Below are 19414 nucleotides of genomic sequence, written 5' to 3' on the forward strand. Positions count from 1 at the left end.
ATGGCATGGATGGCATGGACATGGCCGACGGCCGCCTTCTTCCTCGTGATCGCGGCCCTGCTGCTGACCTTCACGGTGTTGGCGATCCGCTACCCCGAGACGCCGCGCACCGGCGTCCTGCAGATTGAGACGACGCGCGGCGATCGGCTGTTCATCACGCTGCTCGGTTCGGCCTTCCTCAATCTGGCCTGGCTGGGCCTTGATCTCGGCCCTCAGCCCTATGCGCTGCTTGTCTGCCTCGCCTATGCCGCAGCGGTCTTCCGCTGGGTATAGCGCCCGATACGACGATCCGAGGGCGCAGAGGAGGCACCCCGGATCACCCCACCACCACGTTCACCTTAGGGAGGAATCTACATGAACGTCCTACTGAAATCTTCCACGGCACTGGGCCTTGCCCTCTGCCTCGTCGGGGGCCCAGCGCTCGCTGACATGGAGGCGGCTAAAAAGTTTCTCGACGACGAAATCGGCGATGTCTCGACCCTTTCGCGCGCCGAAGAAGAAGCCGAGATGCAATGGTTCATCGACGCCGCCAAGCCCTATGCTGGCATGTCGATCAACGTCGTCTCCGAAACCATCACGACGCATGAATATGAATCCCAGGTCCTCGCGCCTGCGTTCACGGCCATCACCGGCATCAACATCACCCACGATCTGATCGGCGAAGGTGACGTTGTCGAGAAACTGCAAACCCAGATGCAGTCGGGCGAGAATATCTATGACGCCTATGTCAACGACAGCGATCTGATCGGCACCCACTGGCGCTACCAGCAGGTGCGCAACCTGACCGAATGGATGGCGAACGAGGGCAAGGACGTCACGTCCCCCACGCTCGACCTTGCGGATTTCATCGGCACCCAGTTCACCACTGCGCCCGATGGTGACCTCTACCAGCTGCCCGACCAGCAGTTCGCCAACCTTTACTGGTTCCGCTACGATTGGTTCAACGATCCCGACACCAAAGCCGCCTTCAAGGAAAAGTACGGCTATGAGCTCGGCGTGCCGGTCAACTGGTCTGCCTATGAAGATATCGCCGAATTCTTCACCGGACGTGAGATGGACGGCAAGAAGGTCTATGGCAACATGGACTACGGCAAGAAGGACCCCTCGCTCGGCTGGCGTTACACTGATGCGTGGATGTCCATGGCCGGTATGGGCGACAAGGGTGAACCCAACGGCCTGCCGGTCGATGAATGGGGCATCCGCGTCAACGACAAGTCCCAGCCCACTGGCGCTTGCGTGACCCGTGGCGGTGCGACCAACTCCCCCGCAGCCGTCTATGCCGTCGACAAGGCGATCAAGTGGCTGCAGGAGTACTCTCCCCCCGCCGCAGCCGGCATGACCTTCTCTGAGGCGGGCCCCGTGCCGGCACAGGGCGAGATTGCCCAGCAGATGTTCATGTACACGACCTTCGTGGCGCCTCTGGTCGCCTCTGACGCCGTGATGAACGAAGACGGCACGCCGAAGTGGCGTCTCGCTCCCAGCCCGCATGGCGTCTACTGGGAAGACGGCATGAAGGTCGGCTATCAGGACGTTGGCTCCTGGACGCTGATGAAGTCGACCCCGGTGGACCGCGCACAGGCCGCATGGCTCTATGCACAGTTCGTCACCTCCAAGACCGTGGACGTGAAGAAAGCCGATATCGGCCTGACCTTCATCCGCAACTCCACGATCGAGAGCCAGCACTTCACCGACCGCGCGCCGAAACTGGGCGGCCTGGTGGAATTCTACCGCTCCCCCGACCGTGTGCGCTGGTCCCCCACCGGTACCAACGTGCCTGACTACCCCAAGCTGGCACAGCTGTGGTGGCAGAACATCGGCGACGCCATGTCCGGTGCCAAGACCTCGCAAGAGGCTCTGGACTCGCTCTGCGCCGATATGGAAGGCGTCATGGCCCGTATCGAACGTGCCGGCATTCAGGGTGATCTCGGCCCGGTGCTGAACGACGAACAGGATGCGTCCTACTGGCTCGACCAGCCCGGTGCCCCCAAGCCCAAGCTGGCGAACGAGGATGAAGAGCCCAAGACCGTCAGCTACGACGATCTGGTCTCCTCCTGGAACAAGTAAGCCAAGCCAACCGGGGCGCGCGTGTCACATGCGCGCCCCGACCCTGACACCTACCGCGCGGAGCGACGCATGAGCTATATTCTGGCCATCGACCAGGGCACCACCTCCAGCCGGGCGATCCTGTTCGACGCCCAGCTACAGGTCACCGCCAGCGCACAGGAAGAATTCCCCCAGCATTACCCGCAGTCGGGCTGGGTCGAACATGACCCCTCGGACCTGTGGTCCACCACCGCCGCCACCTGCCGCGCGGTGATTGAGCGCGCCGGGATCTCCTCCTCCGACATTGCCGCCATCGGTATCACCAACCAGCGCGAAACCACGCTGGTCTGGGACCGCGACACCGGCAAGCCGATCCACAACGCCATCGTCTGGCAAGACCGCCGCACCGCCCCGATCTGCGCCGAGCTGCGAGACGCGGGGCACGAGGAAATGGTGTCTGAGCGCACCGGCCTGCTGCTCGACCCCTACTTCTCCGGCACCAAGCTGAAATGGCTGCTCGATAACGTCGAGGGTGCCCGCGACAAAGCCAAGGCGGGCAAGCTGATCTTCGGCACCGTCGACACCTACCTGATCTGGAAGCTCACCGGCGGCGCCTCCCATGTCACAGACGCCACCAATGCCGCGCGCACCCTGCTCTATGACATCCGCAAGGGCCGCTGGTCCCAGACCATCTGCGATCTGCTCGACATCCCCATGGAAATGCTGCCCGAGGTCCGCGATTGCGCGTCTGACTTCGGCACCACCCGTCCCGACCTCTTCGGCGGCTGCGAGCTTCCCATCCTCGGCGTTGCCGGTGATCAGCAGGCTGCCACCATTGGTCAGGCCTGTTTCCAGCCCGGTATGCTGAAATCCACCTATGGCACCGGCTGCTTTGCCCTGCTCAACACCGGCGACACGCCCGTGCGCTCCACCAACCGGCTGCTGACCACCATCGCCTACCAGCTTGACGGCAAACCGACCTATGCGCTTGAGGGCTCGATCTTCATCGCCGGGGCCGTGGTGCAATGGCTGCGCGACGGCCTCAAGATGATCCGCGAGGCCAGCGAAACCCAAGGCCTCGCTGAAAAGGCCGACGAGGGGCAGAACGTCGTCCTCGTCCCCGCCTTCACCGGTCTCGGGGCGCCCTACTGGAATGCCGAGTGTCGCGGCGCCGTCTTCGGCCTGACCCGCAACTCCGGCCCCGAGGAGCTGGCCCGCGCCGCCCTGCAATCCGTCGGCTTCCAGACCCGCGACCTGCTGGAGGCGATGCAGCGCGACTGGGACCGCCCCGCAGGCGGTGCCACCCTGCGCGTTGATGGCGGGATGAGCGCCTCTGACTGGGCGATGCAGTTCCTCTCCGACATCATCGGTGCCCCCGTCGACCGCCCAAAGACGCTTGAGACGACGGCGATGGGCGCGGCATGGCTCGCCGGCTACCGCGCCGGACTCTACCCAGATCAGGCAGGCTTTGCCGAGATGTGGGCGCTCGACCGTCAGTTCACCCCCGCGATGTCCGACGCCCAGCGCAGCGAAAAGTACGACGCATGGACCCGCGCCGTGGCCGCAGCCCAAGCCTTCTGATGCAACTGCTGCTCCCCCCGCGCATCCTGTTCGGGCGCGGCGCGCTGGCGCAGGCAATGCCGCACCTGCGCGCCCTCGGCGACCGCCTGATCCTCGTCCACAGCGCCTCTGCCAGCGCCGCCCTCCCACTTGCCGACGACCTGCGCGCGCTGGGCTGCACCGTGCACACCTACATCGCGAAGGGAGAGCCGACCCTGCCGGGGCTGGAGGCCGCGCTCAAGACCCTGCGTCCCCACAACGCCGGGGCCGTCATCGCGCTGGGCGGCGGCTCTGCCCTAGACCTCGGCAAGGCCCTCGCAGCCCTGCTGCCCGGCACGCATCCCCCGCTCTATCATCTGGAGGTGGTCGGCGACGGTCACTCCCTCGACACTGCGCCTCTGCCCTTCGCCGCGATCCCCACGACCTCCGGCACCGGGGCCGAGGCGACAAAGAACGCGGTGATCTCCGTCCCCGATGCCCAGCGCAAGGTCAGCCTGCGCGATGACCGCATGATCGCCTGCCTCGCCGTGGTCGATCCTGCCCTCACCGAAGACGTGCCTCCCGCGATCCGCCTCGCCTCCGGCCTTGATGCCATCACACAGGTGATCGAGCCTTACCTGTCGCGGAATGCCACCCCCCTGACCGACGCGCTCTGCCGCGATGCCATCCCCCTTGGGCTGCGCGCGCTCCGCTCCCTCATGCACACTCCCACCGAGCAGGCCTTCGGCGACATGGCCCATGTCAGCCTCTCCGGCGGCATCGCTCTGGCCAATGCTGGCCTCGGCGCGGTGCACGGTCTGGCGGGCGTGCTTGGCGGGCGCACAGGGGCCCCCCACGGCGCGCTCTGTGGCCGTTTACTGGTGCCGGTCGTGCGCACCAACCTCGCGCGCATGCGCGGCCCCCGCGGGCCCGAGGTGCTGTCCTGGATCGCAGCCGCCTTCCCCGAAGCCCCCGACCCGCTGAGCGCGCTTGAGGCATGGATCGACGCGCAAGGCCTGCCGCGCCTTGCCGACCTCGGTGTCACCCCCGACACCCACGGCGACGTCGCCACCGAGTCCCTCGCCGCCTCCTCCATGCGCCCCAACCCCGTACAGCTCAGCGTATCGGACCTGCTTCAAATCCTCGCCAGCAGCTGAGCACCGGAGCCACATCGCGGCGAAAATCGCACCGCCCGGATACCGACGGCATACCGACGCGATACCGACACCCCAAATCGGGCAGCTTCCCCCCCGATCAGCCTGCCCTCGCCTATACCTGAGCTTTTTACTTGTCTTCTCCGGGCCTGCCTCTCATAAAGCGGCAACACCGGTCATATCGGCGTCCTCAGCGCACTCGATCTGGCCCTCGATCCTAGCCAGCCAAGACCTTGCGAGAGACACCCCCTTCGGCCCGACGTGACTGACGCCCCTCTCAACACAGCTTTGCCAGCGACACTTCAGACCCGTCACAAAGCTAAAAAGAGCTGCCGAATGAACACGTTGCGCCATCGTGCCGCCCCAGCGGCCGCCTTGCAGTCCGCGCCTTTCCTGTTTCAGGGCCCCACCGGGGCGATCGGTGCCTCTGGTCCCCTGCAGCCCCTGCCGCGCGGACCCATCGCCACCCTGCCCGACCGCATCGCCAAGGCCATGCAGCACATCCCCCCCTCCGGCATCATTGGCGGCGCCCTGCCGTTTGAGCGCGACGGCGACGATTGCCTCTGGCTGGCCGAACAGACCCATCACACCCCCCTCGATCCCCGTCTCCCCCCCGAGGCAACCCTCACCTGGTCCGTCACCCCCGAACCCTCTGCCGAGGATTACGCCGCCTCCGTCGCTCAGGCCCTGACACTGATGGAGCGTCACGCCTCCCTTCCCGACCCGTTGCGAAAAATCGTGCTGGCCCGGACACTTGCCCTCTCCGCAGATCGCGCGATCCCGGTCGCTTCGGTGCTGGCGCGGCTGGCGCAGGATGCCTCCGTCACCGCCTTTCAGGTCGCCCTGCCCGACACCACAGACAACGCCCAGCCCCGCACCCTGATCGGCGCCTCGCCGGAACTGCTGCTGCGCAAGACCGGGGCCGAGATCCTCTCTCACCCCCTCGCAGGTTCTGCCAAACGCCGCGCCGACCCGGAGCAGGACCGCGCCGCCGCTCAGGCCCTCGCCGCTTCGGCCAAGGACCTGCGCGAACATGCCATCGTGGTGGAGTTCATCCTCGACATCCTCACGCCGCACTGCCGTACCCTCACCGCGCCGAGCGGACCCGAGATCACCAGTTCCGACACCATGTGGCACCTCGGCACCCCGATCAAAGGCACGCTGAAGGATCCCGACACCCCCTCCGTGCTGATCGCCAGCCTGCTGCATCCGACCCCTGCGGTCTGCGGTGCCCCCCGTGATCGCGCCGCCCAGCTGATCAGGCAGCTCGAACCCGTCGCGCGGGATTTCTACGCCGGTTCCGTGGGTTGGACCGATGCCACCGGCGACGGTGCATGGTACGTCACCATCCGCTGCGCCGAGATTCAGGGCCACCGCGCCCGCCTCTACGCCGGGGCCGGCATCGTGCCCGGCTCGGTCCCCGCTCTGGAAGCGGCCGAGACCGGCGCCAAGTTCGGCGCCCTGCTGCGCGCCCTTGGCCTCGCCCACGACATGGCGATCCCGACCGAGACCAACTGACGAAAGACCCCTGCCATGGCCCTGCCCACCATTCCCGCCTACGCCCTGCCCACCACTGCGGACCTGCCGACCTCGCGTGCCACATGGACGCCCGAGCCTGCGCGCATGGCGCTGCTCATCCACGACATGCAGTCCTATTTCTGCGCGCCTTTCCCGCAGGATAGCGCCCCCCTGCAGCCGCTGATCGCCAATATCGCCCGTCTCGCTCAGGCCGCCCGCGCCGCCGGGGTGCCGGTCTTCTACACCGCCCAGCACGGCAACCAGCTGCCCGCCGACCGGGGCCTGCAACGTGATCTCTGGGGCCCCGGCATGTCGCGCGACGCGGCGCATGAGGCGATCCTGCCCGCCCTCGCGCCCCAGCCCGACGACATCGTGCTGCACAAGCACCGCTACAGCGCCTTCCAGCGCTCCAACCTCGACCACCTGATGCGCGCGCGCGGCCGGGATCAGCTGGTGGTCACCGGCATCTATGCCCATATCGGTTGCCTCGCGACCGCCTCTGAGGCCTTTCAGCGCGATATCGAGCCCTTCGCCGTCGCCGACGCCCAGGCCGATTTCAACCGCCCCCGCCACGACATGGCGATGAGCATGGTTGCCGCCACCTGTGGCGTCGTCACCCAGACCGACACGCTTCTCGCCACCCTCACAGCCTGAGACACTCCCCAACCCCATTGCCCAAAGCGCGCCAATTTGCCATGGTCCGCTCTGGTCATGGGGAGGGGAGAACCAATGCGCCGGATTCTGATCACAGCCGGGCTTTGCAGCGTCCTCACGACCACCAGCCTCGCCGGGCCGCTGCCTGCGCCGGTCACCGACGACAGCTATGCGCCCGTCAACGCTGCCGAGGCCGCGCTTGGCCAGCTGCTGTTCTACGACCCCCTCCTCTCGGGCAACCGCGAGGTCTCCTGCGCCACCTGCCATCACCCGCGTTTTGGCACCGGCGATGGCCTGTCGCTCTCGCTTGGCGACGGCGGCATTGGCCTTGGCCCCGACCGTATCGCCGACCCCGACAACCCACCCGAAGCCCGCGTGCCCCGCAATGCCCCGGCGCTGTTCAACCTCGGCGCGCATGAGTTCACCCGCCTCTTCGACGATGGCCGGATTGAGGCTGACGCGACCCGCCCCGGCGGCTTTCGCACGCCCTTGGATGACGACATGGTCACCGGCTTCGCCTCTCTGCTCTCGGCGCAGACCATGTTCCCGGTGCTGAGCGCAGACGAGATGGCCGGCCACGTCAACGAAAACGACATCGCCCGCGCCACGCGGCAGGGCCTGATCACCGGCCCCGGTGGCGCCTGGGATCTGATCGCCCGCCGCGTCGCCGCGATCCCCGCCTATGCCACTGATTTCATGGCCGTCTATCCGACCATCACCCGCCCCGACGACATCGCCTTCACCGATATCTCCAACGCCATCGCGGTGTTCATGGCCGCCGAGTGGCGCTCGGACACCGCGCCCTTCGACGCCTATCTGCGCGACGCCACACCCCTGCCGGACGCCGCCCGGGACGGCATGGCGCTGTTCTACGGCCCCGCGGGGTGCGACAGCTGCCACTCAGGCGCGTTCCAGACCGACCACGATTTCCACGCCATGGGCGCGCCGCAGATCGGCCCCGGCAAAGCCGTGAAGTTTGAGCTTCACACCCGCGACGAGGGCCGCTTTCGCGTCACCGGCGATCCCGCCGACATGTACGCCTTCCGCACGCCGTCCCTGCGCAACGTGACGCTGACCGCGCCCTATGGCCATACGGGGGCGCATGCGGACCTCGCCAGCTTCATCGCCGATCACGCCGACCCGGCAACGGGCCTCGCGCACTACGACATCAGCCAAGCGATCCTGCCCGCGCTGCCCTATGACGATGCCACGATCATGACCAATCCAGACGAAGTCGCTGCCATCGCCGCCGCCGCGACATGGCGCACCACGCTCAGCGCGACCGACATCGCCAACCTCGTCGCTTTCCTCGAAACCCTCACCGACCCGCAGGCGCTGACAGGCGGCCTTGGCGTGCCCGCCACCGTGCCGAGCGGCCTGCCCGTCGCGCATTAGCGCCGCAGCGTGATCCCCTGATCTGCCGGGACGCTCTGCCCGGACCGGCTGCCATCCGGCCAGATCACCGAGACCTCGGCCACCTCCGCGTCGCCCAGCCCAAAGTGCAGCGGCCCCGCTTGCCCGCTGGCATGGCCGCCGCCTACCGTAAGCTCCTGCTCCTGCCCGTTGACGCTGACCCGCGCGCCGATGGCGTTGCGGTTGCCCCCCGGTTGCTGCAGCGACACCTCCAGCCAGTGCCCGGTGCCCTGCGTCACGTTGCGATACAGCTCCAGCGGCGCCCGCCGGTTCACCACCAGCAGATCGAGCCGCCCATCGCCGTCGAAATCCACCAGAGCCGCGCCCCGCGACCGCTCTGCCGTGGCAATCCCCGCCTCTGCCGCCGCCTCGACAAAACTGCCATCGGCTTTTTGCATCAGCAGGTTGTTCGGGTCATGGATCGCCATGCCCGGCATCTGATCGACATTGCCCTTGGCGATGAACAGATCCGCCCGCCCGTCGTTATCCACGTCGCCGAACTGCGCGTGCCACCCGGTCGAGGGGCGACCATCGCCGCCCACATGCGGCCGCGTCGCATAGGTGCCGATCGCGTAAGGAGCGTTGGCGTAGGTGCCATCTGGCTGCGCCAGTTGCAGCAGCTGATCGCCCATCGAGGTCATCATCACCTCGGCCCGCCCGTCGCCATTCAGATCCCGGCTGGCAATCCCCATGCCCCAGAGCGAGACCTTCGCGAAGTGATCGCTCTCACCCAGAAACCGCCCCTCGCCGATGTCCCACATCTGCTCGTAGCCGCCCTTGACGTAATAGTGCCGGTCGTTGGAAATCCTCAGCCCCAGCCGCCCACGCGCATCCCGCGCCGCCAGCATCGACAGGCTGCAAAAGCCCGGCGCCAGCACCTCGGCGCGATAGCCCTCCGCGTCCGGGATCAGCAGCGTGTTGGTGTCGCAGGCCTCGAACGGGCCGTCCGGATTGCTGCGGTCCACATAATGCCCGACCGCCATCTGAGGCCGCGCGTCGTCCGTCCACCAGGCCGTGAAAGCCGTGCTCCACTGGTCGCTCGGCGCGACACCAAACGCCTGCGTTGCGTCAACGAAGCCGCAATTCGGTTGCCCGCGCAGCACAGCGTCCGCCCCGACCCGCATCACATAGAGATCCATCAGCCCGTCCGCGTCGATATCGAGCGGATAGGCCCCCGTGACGCCGCGCAGCTCCGGCATCGCCACCGGCTCGAACGCAAAGCCGCCCGCATTGCGCACCAACAGCGCCGGGTTTTCGCCGCCAGCCGCAAAGATATCCGGCCGCGCATCGCCGTCGCAGTCGAAGACCGCCACGCCGCCGCCGACGAAATGCTCCCATCCGCCACCGTATATATGCTTGGGCAGCGCGGCGGAGTGATCCTCGAACACCGGGCCCGCCTGGGCCCCACTGGCCAGCAGCGCACAGAGCAGCGACAGGCGGATCACAACGCCCACCTCTCGCCCAGCACCGAGTCCGTCACCGCACTCAGCGCCAATGCCGAGGCGCCGCGCGCCCAGACCATATCGCCCCAGGCGTGCAGCTCGACCTGGCAGGGCACCCGGCCACTGCCCACCGTCAGAGCGCGCATTTCCGCCATCATTTCATCGGCATAGAGATAGTCGTACTGCATGCGCTCACCTGACAGGATGATCAGCTCGGGGTCGAACAGCTGCACCACATTCGCCAGCCCCAGCGACAGATAGCGCGCCGCCCGGCTGAAGATCGTGCGCGCCGAGTCATTGCCCGCCTTCGCCTCGGCGAACAGCGACTCAAGCAGCGCATGGGCGCTCTGGCGGTTGTGGGCGTTGCGATCCAGCGCCGTCGCCGCCTCGCGCGCAAGGGCGTAGTCGGCAACATAGGCCTCCAGACAACCACGCTGACCACAGCGGCAGAGCGCGCCATCCAGATGTACCTTGGTGTGCCCCAGCTCCAGCCCGACCCCACGCGAGCCGCGAAACAGCTGGTTGTTCAGCACGACACCCATGCCGACGCCCTCCTCGATCGTCACCACCGCGAAATCCGACCGTGACCGACCGGCGCCGAACCACAGCTCGGCCAGCGTCAGCATATTGGCATCGTTGTCGATCTGCACCGGCAGGCCGAAACGCTCCTGCAGGGCCGCCGCCAGCGCAAGGTCACGGTCGCGCAGCAGCGGCGACCAGACCACCTGCCCGGTGCTGTGATCGACCAGCCCCGGCAGCCCGACGCCCATGGCGCTGATCGCCGCAATCTCGCGCCCGGCCTCGGCAAGCAGCGCGGCGACCAGACTGCCGATCTCCTCCAGGATCTCTGCGCTGGTCTTGCGCGTCGCCGGCGTCGGCTGCGCCGCATTGGCCAACACATTGCCCGCGAAATCCGTCAGCACCGCCGTATGCGCCTGATCCGACAGCTTCAGCCCGATCACCAGCCGCGCATCCGGCACCACCTCCAGCGCCACCGGAGGGCGACCCCGCCCAGCCTCGCGCGCCAGCCCCTCGACCTCGCGCAGCAAGCCCGCCGCAATCAGCTCGGCGCTCAGCGTGGTGGCCGATCCGGCACTGATGCCAAGGCTGCGCGTCACATCGGCGCGCGTGGTCCGCCCGGCGGCCCGCACCGCCTCGAAGATCTGCTGGCGCAGGTTCTTGCCCGCCTGCCCGCTGACCGACAGAATCGGGCCACAGCCGCTGACCTCGGTCGCGCTGTCCTCTGTCGCGCTCGCACTGGCGTCACTCTCGTACATTATTCAGACTCTAAACTTATTGCTGCAGGTGCGAAGGCGAAACTCGCCATCCGCTCCCGTATCCTCCGGATTATCAGGCAGTAGAACCGCAAGAATGTGGAAAAGGGGGCGAAAAGCAATAAGTTTTATTTTGACAGATGAAATAAATATGCCATCCTGCCGCCACTGGGCCAACGGTCCGGGACTCTCGCCAGTGGCGAGGGGACTTTACGGGAGGAAAACATGCATAAATCCATTCTCGCAGCGGTGATTGCCGTTGCTGGCTTCAACTCGGCCGCACTCGCCCAGGACCTGACCGTCGGTGTCAGCTGGTCGAACTTCCAGGAGGAGCGCTGGAAGACCGATGAAGCCGCCATCAAGAAAGCCCTTGAGGCCGCCGGCGCGACCTATGTGTCCGCCGATGCGCAATCGTCCTCGGCCAAGCAGCTGTCGGACGTCGAGAGCCTGATCTCGCAGGGCGTTGACGCTCTGATCATCCTCGCGCAGGACACCGATGCGATCGGGCCCGCCGTGGACGCTGCTGCCAACGAAGGCATCCCGGTCGTCGCCTATGACCGTCTGATCGAAGACAAGCGCGCCTTCTACCTGACCTTCGACAACGTCGAGGTTGGCCGGATGCAGGCCCGTGCCGTTCTGGCCGCGCAGCCCGAGGGCAACTACGTCATGATCAAGGGCTCGCCCACCGATCCCAACGCCGATTTCCTGCGTGGAGGCCAGCAGGAAGTGCTGCAATCCGCCATCGACAGCGGCGCGATCAAGATCGTGGATGAGGCCTATACCGATGGCTGGCTGCCTGCCAACGCGCAGCGCAACATGGAACAGATCCTGACCGCCAACGACAACAAGGTTGACGCCGTCGTCGCCTCCAACGACGGCACCGCCGGTGGCGCCATCGCCGCGCTGACCGCGCAGGGCATGGAAGGCATTCCGGTTTCGGGTCAGGATGGCGACCACGCCGCACTGAACCGCGTCGCGCTCGGCACGCAGACCGTCTCGGTCTGGAAAGACGCCCGTGACCTCGGCACCGCAGCGGCAGAGATTGCCGTGATGCTGGCCGGCAACGGCGACGACATGACGGCAGTTGAGGGCGGCCAGACCTGGACCTCGCCCGCAGGCACCGAAATGACGGCCAAGTTCCTGACCCCCGTGCCGATCACCAAAGACAACCTGACCGCGGTTGTCGATGCCGGCTGGATCACCAAGGACGCGCTCTGCCAGGGCGTGGAAGCCGGTCCGGCTCCCTGCAACTGATCTGACATCCCCGGCCTGCCCCCACGGGCAGGCCGGACCCCACCCCATTTTAACGGCCATGTCGCAGCCCCGCATTTAGGGTCTCCGTGGCCTCCGCCCTCCCCGGCACGTCCGGCGCGCCCGCGCCGCTGTCCTACTCTGGAGCCCGAATGTCTGATAAGACGCCATCCCATCCGGCCCCCGCCGCCAAGCGCAACCTCCTCAAGCAACTCGACCTCGACACCCGCCTGCTGGGGATGATCGGAGCCTTCCTCGTCGTCTGTCTGGTGTTCAACGTCTGGACTGACGGGCGCTTTCTGACCCCGCGCAATATCTTCAACCTGACGATCCAGACCGTCAGCGTCGCCATCATGGCGACCGGCATGGTCTTCGTCATCGTCACCCGCCACATCGACCTGTCGGTCGGCGCGCTGCTGGCCACCTGTACCGCCGTCATGGCGATGATGCAGACGCGATGGCTGCCCGGCGTTCTGGGGCTTGAGATCGGCTCTCCGCTGATCCCCTGGATCACCATTGGCCTCGGCCTGATCACCGGTGCCGTCATTGGCGCCGCGCAGGGCTGGCTGATCGGCTATCGCGGCATCCCGGCGTTCATCGTGACGCTGGGCGGTCTGCTGATCTGGCGCAACGTAGCCTGGTACCTGACCGACGGTCAGACCATCGGGCCGCTCGATGACACCTACATCCTGTTCGGCGGCATCACCGGCACGCTCGGCTGGGGTCTCAGCTGGATCGTCGGAGCCCTCGCGGCCCTCGCCGCCGCCGCTGGCATCTGGTCGGCCCGGCGCGCCCGCGTCGCGCATGAGTTCCCGGTCAAGCCGCTCTGGGCCGAAGCTGTCGTCATCGCCCTGACCATCGGCGCCATCCTCGGCTTCGTCGCGGTGCTGAACGCCTATGAGCTGCCCTCGCGCGTCGTGGCACGTGACTTCGCCGCCTACGGCTGCGCCAGCCCCGACAACTGCAACGTCGCCTACGGCATCCCCTACTCGGTGCTGCTGCTGATCGCCGTCGCCGTCATCATGACCATCGTCGCCACCCGCACCCGGCTTGGCCGCTATATCTTCGCCACGGGCGGCAACCCCGACGCCGCCAGCCTCTCGGGCATCAACACCCGCCTGCTGACGGTCAAGATCTTCGCCATCGTCGGCGTGCTCTGCGCCCTTGGTGGTGTCGTCGCCTCGGCCCGCCTCGGCTATCACACCAACGACATCGGCACGCTGGACGAACTCCGCGTCATCGCCGCCGCCGTCATCGGGGGCACGGCCCTTTCGGGCGGCATCGGCACGATCTACGGCGCCATCTTCGGCGCGCTGATCATGCAGTCGCTGCAATCGGGCATGGCCATGGTTGGCGTCGACGCGCCCTACCAGAACATCGTCGTCGGCGCAGTCCTCGTCTTCGCCGTCTGGGTCGACATCGAATACCGCAAGCGTACGGGAGCCAAGTGAATGACCACCCCCCTTGTCCAGATGAAGAACATCTCGCTCTCTTTCGGCGGTGTCCGTGCGGTCGATGACGTCAGCATCGATCTCTACCCCGGCGAGGTCGTCGGCCTGCTGGGGCACAACGGTGCCGGCAAATCCACCCTGATCAAGATCCTCTCCGGGGCCTACAAGGCCGACTCCGGCGAGATCTGGATCAACGGCAAGAAGTGCGAGATCAACTCGCCCCGCGACGCCCGCGCCAACAGCATCGAGACGATCTACCAGACGCTTGCGCTGGCCGATAACCTCGACGCCGCTTCGAACCTGTTTCTGGGGCGCGAGCTGACCACCGCCATGGGCTTCGTCAACGATTCCAAGCAGGAGGCCGAGACGCGCAAGATCATGGCGCGCCTCAACCCCAACTTCAAAAAGCTCAAGGAGCCGGTCTCGGCCCTCTCGGGTGGTCAGCGCCAGTCCGTCGCCATCGCCCGCGCCGTCTATTTCAAGGCGCAGGTGCTGATCATGGACGAACCCACCGCTGCCCTCGGCGTGCACGAAACCAAGATGGTCGCGGACCTGATCACCGAGCTGAAGAAACAGGGCCTCGGCATCTTTCTGATCAGCCACGACACGCGCGAGATGATGGAGCTGTGCGACCGTGTCTCGGTGATGAAGAACGGTCAGGTCGTCGGCACCGAGCGGGTCGAGGACGTGACCGAAGATGACATCCTGTCGATGATCATCATGGGCAAGAACCCCAAAGCTGCCGCCTGAGAGACTGCCGCCTGACACCGCGGCACGACCACCCCCAGTTTACCCCGGGCGCGCCCGCCCTCCCCGGCGCGCCCCTTCCAGACCTGCCTGAAGGACACGACATGAGCGACTTTTTCAAAGATATCCCGGCCATCAAATACGAAGGCCCCGACAGCGACAACGACTTCGCCTTCCGCCACTACAACCCCGACGAAGTGGTCATGGGCAAGCCGCTGAAGGACCACCTGCGCTTTGCCGCTGCCTATTGGCACAGCTTTGCGTGGCCCGGTGGCGACCCCTTCGGCGGCCAGACGTTTGAACGCCCCTGGTTCGGCGACACCATGGCGCTGGCCAAACTCAAGGCCGATGTGGCGTTCGAGATGTTCCAGATCCTCGGCGTGCCCTACTATTGCTTCCACGACGCTGATGTCCGCCCCGAGGGCAACAGCTTCGAGGAAAACACCAAAGCCCTGCGCGAAATCGTCGACTACTTCGAGGAAAAGCAGGCCGCAACCGGCGTCAAGCTGCTCTGGGGCACGGCGAACCTGTTCTCGAACCGTCGCTTCATGTCCGGGGCTGCCACCAACCCCGACCCCGATGTCTTCGCCTTCTCTGCCGCGACCGTGAAAACCTGCATGGACGCGACGAAACAGCTCGGCGGCGAAAACTACGTCCTCTGGGGCGGCCGTGAGGGCTACGAGACGCTGCTGAACACCGACCTCTCCCGCGAACGTGCCCATGCCGGGCGCTTCCTGCAGATGGTCGTCGACTACAAGCACAAGATCGGCTTTGACGGCGCCATCCTGATCGAACCGAAACCGCAGGAGCCGACCAAGCACCAGTACGACTACGACGTCGCCACGGTTTACGGCTTCCTCAAGGAATTCGGGCTTGAAGGTGAAGTGAAGGTCAACGTCGAACAGGGCCACGCCATTCTGGCCGGTCACTCGTTCGAACACGAACTTGCCATGGCCCGCGCGCTGGGGATTTTCGGCTCGATCGACATGAACCGCAACGACTACCAGTCCGGCTGGGACACCGACCAGTTCCCCAACAACGTGCCCGAAATGGCGATGGCCTATTACGAGGTGCTGCGCGCCGGGGGCTTCACCACCGGCGGCACCAACTTCGATGCCAAGCTGCGCCGTCAGTCCCTCGACGCCGAGGATCTGATCCTCGCCCATGTCGGTGGCATGGATGCCTGCGCCGCCGGTCTGAAAGCCGCCGCCAAGATGCTGGAAGACGGCAAGCTGGAGGCCGCCCGTGACGCCCGTTACGCCGGCTGGGACACCGACACCGCCAAGGCCATGCTGACCAGCGACCTCGACAGCATCACCGACCGCGTCATGGCCGAGGGCATCAACCCCGAGCCGCGCTCGGGCCGTCAGGAGCGTCTGGAGAATCTGGTCAACCGCTACATGTAAGCGGGCACCCACGCCGAAAATCGCACCGTTCAGTTACCGTTCAGATACCGACGCAATACCGACATGCCGATTTGGCGCTGAAAAGCAAAAGGGCCACCCCTCGGGGCGGCCCTTTTCGTATCTGCCAGGGGCGGGGTTTATTCGCCGCCCGCATCCATCTTGCGATGCGCAATGACCTCTTCCAGCCAGCCCAGCCGCATCTCGGGAACCGAGGACAGCAGCAGGTCGGTATAGTCGTCAAAGGGCGGAGACAGCACCTCTTCGCGGTTGCCATAGCGCACCACCTTGCCGCGATACATCACCGCAATCTTGTCGGCGATGGCCTTCACCGTCGCCAGATCGTGGGTGATGAAGAGGTAGGCAACCCCCTCCTCTTTCTGCAGGTTTAACAACAGCTTGAGGATACCATCCGCAACAAGCGGATCCAGCGCCGAGGTCACCTCGTCACAGATGATCAGCTTGGGCTTCGCCGCCAGAGCGCGCGCGATACAGACCCGCTGTTTCTGTCCGCCCGACAATTCCGCCGGATAGCGGTCGGCAAAGCCCTCGCCCAGCTCGATCTCGTCCAGCAGCTCCTGCACCCGCTTGCGTTTGGCCGCGCCTTTCAGGCCGAAATAGAACTCCAGCGGCCGCCCGATGATCGAGGCGACAGTCTGGCGCGGATTCATCGCCGTATCGGCCATCTGGTAGATCATCTGCAGCTCGCGCAGATCATCCTTGGACCGCCCCTTCAGCGCCGGCGAAAGGGTGCGCCCGCAGAACTCGATAGAGCCCCCGTTGGGCGGCAAAAGCCCAGTGATTACACGGGCTAAGGTCGATTTCCCCGACCCGCTTTCGCCCACTACAGCCAGCGTCTGACCGGCTGTCAGTTCCACCGAAACCTGCTTGAGAACGTCGAATTTCAGCCCGCTGTAGCGCGCCGAAATGTCGTTGATCTTCAGCACGGCCTCGCCCACGGCGGGCTTTTCCGCATGATTCACCTGACGCACTGAAACGAGGTCACGGGTATAGTCTTCCTGCGGGTCATGGATGATCCGCTGAGCGGTGCCATGTTCAACCATATGTCCATGACGCAGCACCATAATCTCGTCCGAGACCTGCGCCACGACCGCCAGATCGTGGGTGATATAGAGCGCGCCGACACCGGTATCGCGGATCGCTTCCTTGATCGCCGCCAGCACGTCGATCTGTGTCGTCACGTCCAGCGCGGTGGTCGGTTCGTCGAACACCACCAGCTCGGGCTGAGGACACAGCGCCATGGCGGTCATGACCCGTTGCAACTGCCCGCCCGAGACCTGGTGCGGATAGCGGCTGCCGATGGTCTTCGGCGATGGCAGGCCAAGCTTTTCAAACAGCGCAACGGCCCGCGCCTCCGCCTCCGAGCGCGCGACGCCCATGGCCAGTGACGTCTCGATCACCTGATCCATCAGCTTGCGCGCCGGGTTGAAGGAGGCCGCGGCAGACTGCGACACATAGGTCACCGTCTTGCCACGCAGCTTGCGCAGGGCACCCGCGCCCCCCTTGAGGATATCGACGCCGTTGACCAGCACCTCACCCCCGGTGATGCGCACGCCTCCACGACCGTAAGCCATTGAAGACAAACCGATCGTCGACTTGCCCGCGCCGGATTCCCCGATCAGCCCCATGACCTTGCCCTTGGCGAGGGTCAGCGAAACGCCCTCGACAATGGTGATGTCCTGCGGCGCTTCGCCGGGGGGATAGCTGGTCGCTTCGATCTTCAGGTTCCGGATTTCCAGAACCGGCTTTTCAATGTCGCTCATCCGCGGCCTCCTTTCAGGCTGGAGGTGCGGGTCAGCACCCAATCCGCCACGAGGTTGACCGAAATGGCCAGCGTGGCGATGGCGACCGCCGGGATCAGCGCGGCGGGAATGCCGTAGACGATCCCCTCCTTGTTCTCCTTCACGATGCCGCCCCAGTCGGCCAGCGGCGGTTGCACACCAAGACCAAGGAATGACAGGGTCGAGATGAACAGCACCATGAAGATGAAGCGCAGACCGGCCTCAGCCACCAGAGGCGACAGAGCGTTCGGCAGAATTTCACGGAAGATCACCCAGATCGTGCCCTCGCCGCGCAGCCGCGCAGCCTCGACATAATCCATGACGGCGACGTCAACGGCGACGGCGCGCGACAGGCGATAGACGCGGGTCGACTCGATCAGGCCCATGACGCCGATCAGCACGGGGATCGACACGGGCAGCACCGACAGGATCACCAGCGCCAGGATCAGCGCCGGAATCGACATCAGCAGATCGACCAGACGCGACAGCACCTGATCGACCCAACCACCTGAAACGGCAGCCAGAAAGCCGAAGAAGGCGCCGGTGGCAAAGGCCAGTACGGTCGCGGCGGCGGCCACAAAGATGGTGATCTGGCCACCGTAGATCATCCGGCTCAGCAGGTCGCGCCCGATGGAGTCGGTGCCCAGCCAATGCTCGGCTGAGACAGGGTCCCAGACGTTGCCGACCACTTCGGCATATCCGTAGGGAGAGATGACATCGGCGAAGATCGCGGCAAGGAAATAGGCCGCGGTCACCACCATCCCGATCAGGGCGGAGAGGGGAATACGGCTCATTTAGGGTGCCTCAAGCGTGGGTTGGCGAGAATGGAAACGACATCGGCAATCATGTTCAGACCGATGTAGACGGCGGCGAACACCAGCCCGCAGGCCTGCACCACCGGCACGTCGCGCTTGGCCACGTGATCGACAAGGTACTGGCCCATGCCGGGATAGACAAAGACCACCTCGACCACGACGACGCCGACGACAAGGTAGGCAAGGTTCAGCATGACGACGTTGACGACAGGCGCGATGGCATTGGGCAGCGCATGGCGCCAGATGATGCGGAACGGGCGCATGCCCTTCAGCTCAGCCGTTTCGATATAGGCCGATTGCATCACGTTAAGGATCGCGGCGCGGGTCATGCGCATCATATGCCCCAGCACCACCAGCACCAGCACTGTCACCGGCAGAGCAATGGCATTCAGCCGCTCCAGCAGGGACATGCTGTCGTAGACTGTGGAAACCGAGGGAAAGGCGTGCAGACGCACCGCCATGATGAACATGACGATATAGCCAAGCAGAAATTCGGGAACGGAGACAGAGGCCAGCGTGACAGCCGAGATCACCTTGTCGGGCCAGCGCCCCTGATAGCGCACCGAGACGAGGCCGAGCGTCAGAGCCAGCGGCACGGCAATGATGGCGGCACATCCGGCCAGAAACAGCGTGTTCCCCAGACGGCGGCCCATGGCATCGGCAATGTCCTGACCATTGGTCAGCGCAGTGCCCAGATCGCCGTGCAGGGCCCCCACAAGCCAGGAAATGTAGCGCGTGACCGCCGGCTCGTTCAGACCCAGCTCAGCCCGCAGGTTTGCCAGAGCCTGTGGCGTCGCGGATTGCCCGAGGATGGATTGTGCGACGTCGCCGGGCAGGATTTGCGTTCCCGCAAAGATCAGCAGCGAGGCGGCGAAGAGGAGCAAGAGGCCCATCGCAATGCGATGGGC

The 19414-nt window shown here is 65.7% G+C and carries 16 protein-coding genes; 11 read left to right on the top strand and 5 right to left on the bottom strand.

Features of this window, described 5'->3' with window-relative positions:
- The 7 genes from F3W81_RS06405 (at position 1) to F3W81_RS06435 (ending at position 8303) form a co-directional block, all read left to right on the top strand.
- Complete coding sequence (locus F3W81_RS06405) at positions 1-273, top strand: DUF2160 domain-containing protein (RefSeq protein ID WP_193082795.1); 273 nt, start codon at positions 1-3, stop codon at positions 271-273.
- A gap of 81 nt (positions 274-354) precedes the next feature.
- Entirely contained in the window at positions 355-2064 is a 1710-nt protein-coding gene (locus tag F3W81_RS06410; RefSeq protein ID WP_193082796.1) for an ABC transporter substrate-binding protein, read from the top strand.
- Between the two features lie 69 nt (positions 2065-2133).
- The gene (gene glpK / locus F3W81_RS06415; RefSeq protein WP_193082797.1) at positions 2134-3624 is read left to right on the top strand and encodes a glycerol kinase GlpK; all 1491 of its coding nucleotides are present in this window, start codon (positions 2134-2136) and stop codon (positions 3622-3624) included.
- The gene (locus F3W81_RS06420) at positions 3624-4739 is read left to right on the top strand and encodes an iron-containing alcohol dehydrogenase (protein ID WP_226941885.1); all 1116 of its coding nucleotides are present in this window, start codon (positions 3624-3626) and stop codon (positions 4737-4739) included. Before glpK ends, F3W81_RS06420 begins: the two co-directional genes overlap by 1 nt.
- Positions 4740-5072: 333 nt before the next feature.
- Positions 5073-6254, top strand: coding sequence for an isochorismate synthase (locus F3W81_RS06425; RefSeq protein WP_193082799.1), 1182 nt, complete (start codon positions 5073-5075; stop codon positions 6252-6254).
- A gap of 15 nt (positions 6255-6269) precedes the next feature.
- Positions 6270-6908, top strand: a complete 639-nt coding sequence (locus F3W81_RS06430) for an isochorismatase family protein (protein ID WP_193082800.1) — start codon at positions 6270-6272, stop codon at positions 6906-6908.
- 75 nt (positions 6909-6983) lie between these two features.
- Positions 6984-8303: a cytochrome-c peroxidase gene (locus F3W81_RS06435; RefSeq protein WP_193082801.1), complete on the top strand. Its 1320-nt coding sequence runs from the start codon at positions 6984-6986 to the stop codon at positions 8301-8303.
- Here the strand turns inward: F3W81_RS06435 and F3W81_RS06440 are convergent.
- Positions 8300-9766, bottom strand: coding sequence for a CRTAC1 family protein (locus tag F3W81_RS06440; protein ID WP_193082802.1), 1467 nt, complete (start codon positions 9764-9766; stop codon positions 8300-8302). The two genes, F3W81_RS06435 and F3W81_RS06440, sit on opposite strands and share 4 nt — an antisense overlap.
- Complete coding sequence (locus F3W81_RS06445) at positions 9763-11040, bottom strand: ROK family protein (protein WP_193082803.1); 1278 nt, start codon at positions 11038-11040, stop codon at positions 9763-9765. Before F3W81_RS06445 ends, F3W81_RS06440 begins: the two co-directional genes overlap by 4 nt.
- Before the next feature lie 222 nt (positions 11041-11262).
- Between F3W81_RS06445 and xylF the strand changes: the two genes are divergently transcribed.
- The 4 genes from xylF (at position 11263) to xylA (ending at position 15892) form a co-directional block, all read left to right on the top strand.
- Positions 11263-12291 carry a D-xylose ABC transporter substrate-binding protein gene (xylF, locus tag F3W81_RS06450; protein ID WP_193082804.1) on the top strand — a complete coding sequence of 343 codons (1029 nt, stop codon included), beginning with the start codon at positions 11263-11265 and terminating at the stop codon, positions 12289-12291.
- Positions 12292-12440: 149 nt separating this feature from the next.
- Positions 12441-13739 (top strand): sugar ABC transporter permease, encoded by a 1299-nt coding sequence (locus tag F3W81_RS06455; RefSeq protein WP_193082805.1) that lies wholly within the window; start codon positions 12441-12443, stop codon positions 13737-13739.
- Positions 13740-14489 carry an ATP-binding cassette domain-containing protein gene (locus tag F3W81_RS06460; RefSeq protein ID WP_193082806.1) on the top strand — a complete coding sequence of 250 codons (750 nt, stop codon included), beginning with the start codon at positions 13740-13742 and terminating at the stop codon, positions 14487-14489.
- Positions 14490-14590: 101 nt separating this feature from the next.
- Complete coding sequence (gene xylA, locus F3W81_RS06465) at positions 14591-15892, top strand: xylose isomerase (protein ID WP_193082807.1); 1302 nt, start codon at positions 14591-14593, stop codon at positions 15890-15892.
- Between the two features lie 137 nt (positions 15893-16029).
- Here xylA and F3W81_RS06470 read toward each other — a convergent pair whose 3' ends face one another.
- Genes F3W81_RS06470 through F3W81_RS06480 form a run of 3 tightly spaced genes read right to left on the bottom strand, consistent with a single transcriptional unit; the run spans position 16030 to position 19399 of the window.
- Positions 16030-17673, bottom strand: a complete 1644-nt coding sequence (locus F3W81_RS06470) for an ABC transporter ATP-binding protein (protein WP_407692463.1) — start codon at positions 17671-17673, stop codon at positions 16030-16032.
- Complete coding sequence (locus F3W81_RS06475) at positions 17670-18485, bottom strand: ABC transporter permease (RefSeq protein ID WP_193082808.1); 816 nt, start codon at positions 18483-18485, stop codon at positions 17670-17672. Before F3W81_RS06475 ends, F3W81_RS06470 begins: the two co-directional genes overlap by 4 nt.
- The gene (locus F3W81_RS06480) at positions 18482-19399 is read right to left on the bottom strand and encodes an ABC transporter permease (RefSeq protein ID WP_193083680.1); all 918 of its coding nucleotides are present in this window, start codon (positions 19397-19399) and stop codon (positions 18482-18484) included. The genes F3W81_RS06475 and F3W81_RS06480 overlap by 4 nt, the downstream gene beginning before the upstream one ends.
- Between the last annotated feature and the right edge of the window lie 15 nt (positions 19400-19414).

The sequence above is a fragment of the Pseudooceanicola spongiae genome (genome assembly GCF_014899185.1).
Taxonomy (GTDB): Bacteria; Pseudomonadota; Alphaproteobacteria; order Rhodobacterales; family Rhodobacteraceae; genus Pseudooceanicola; species Pseudooceanicola spongiae.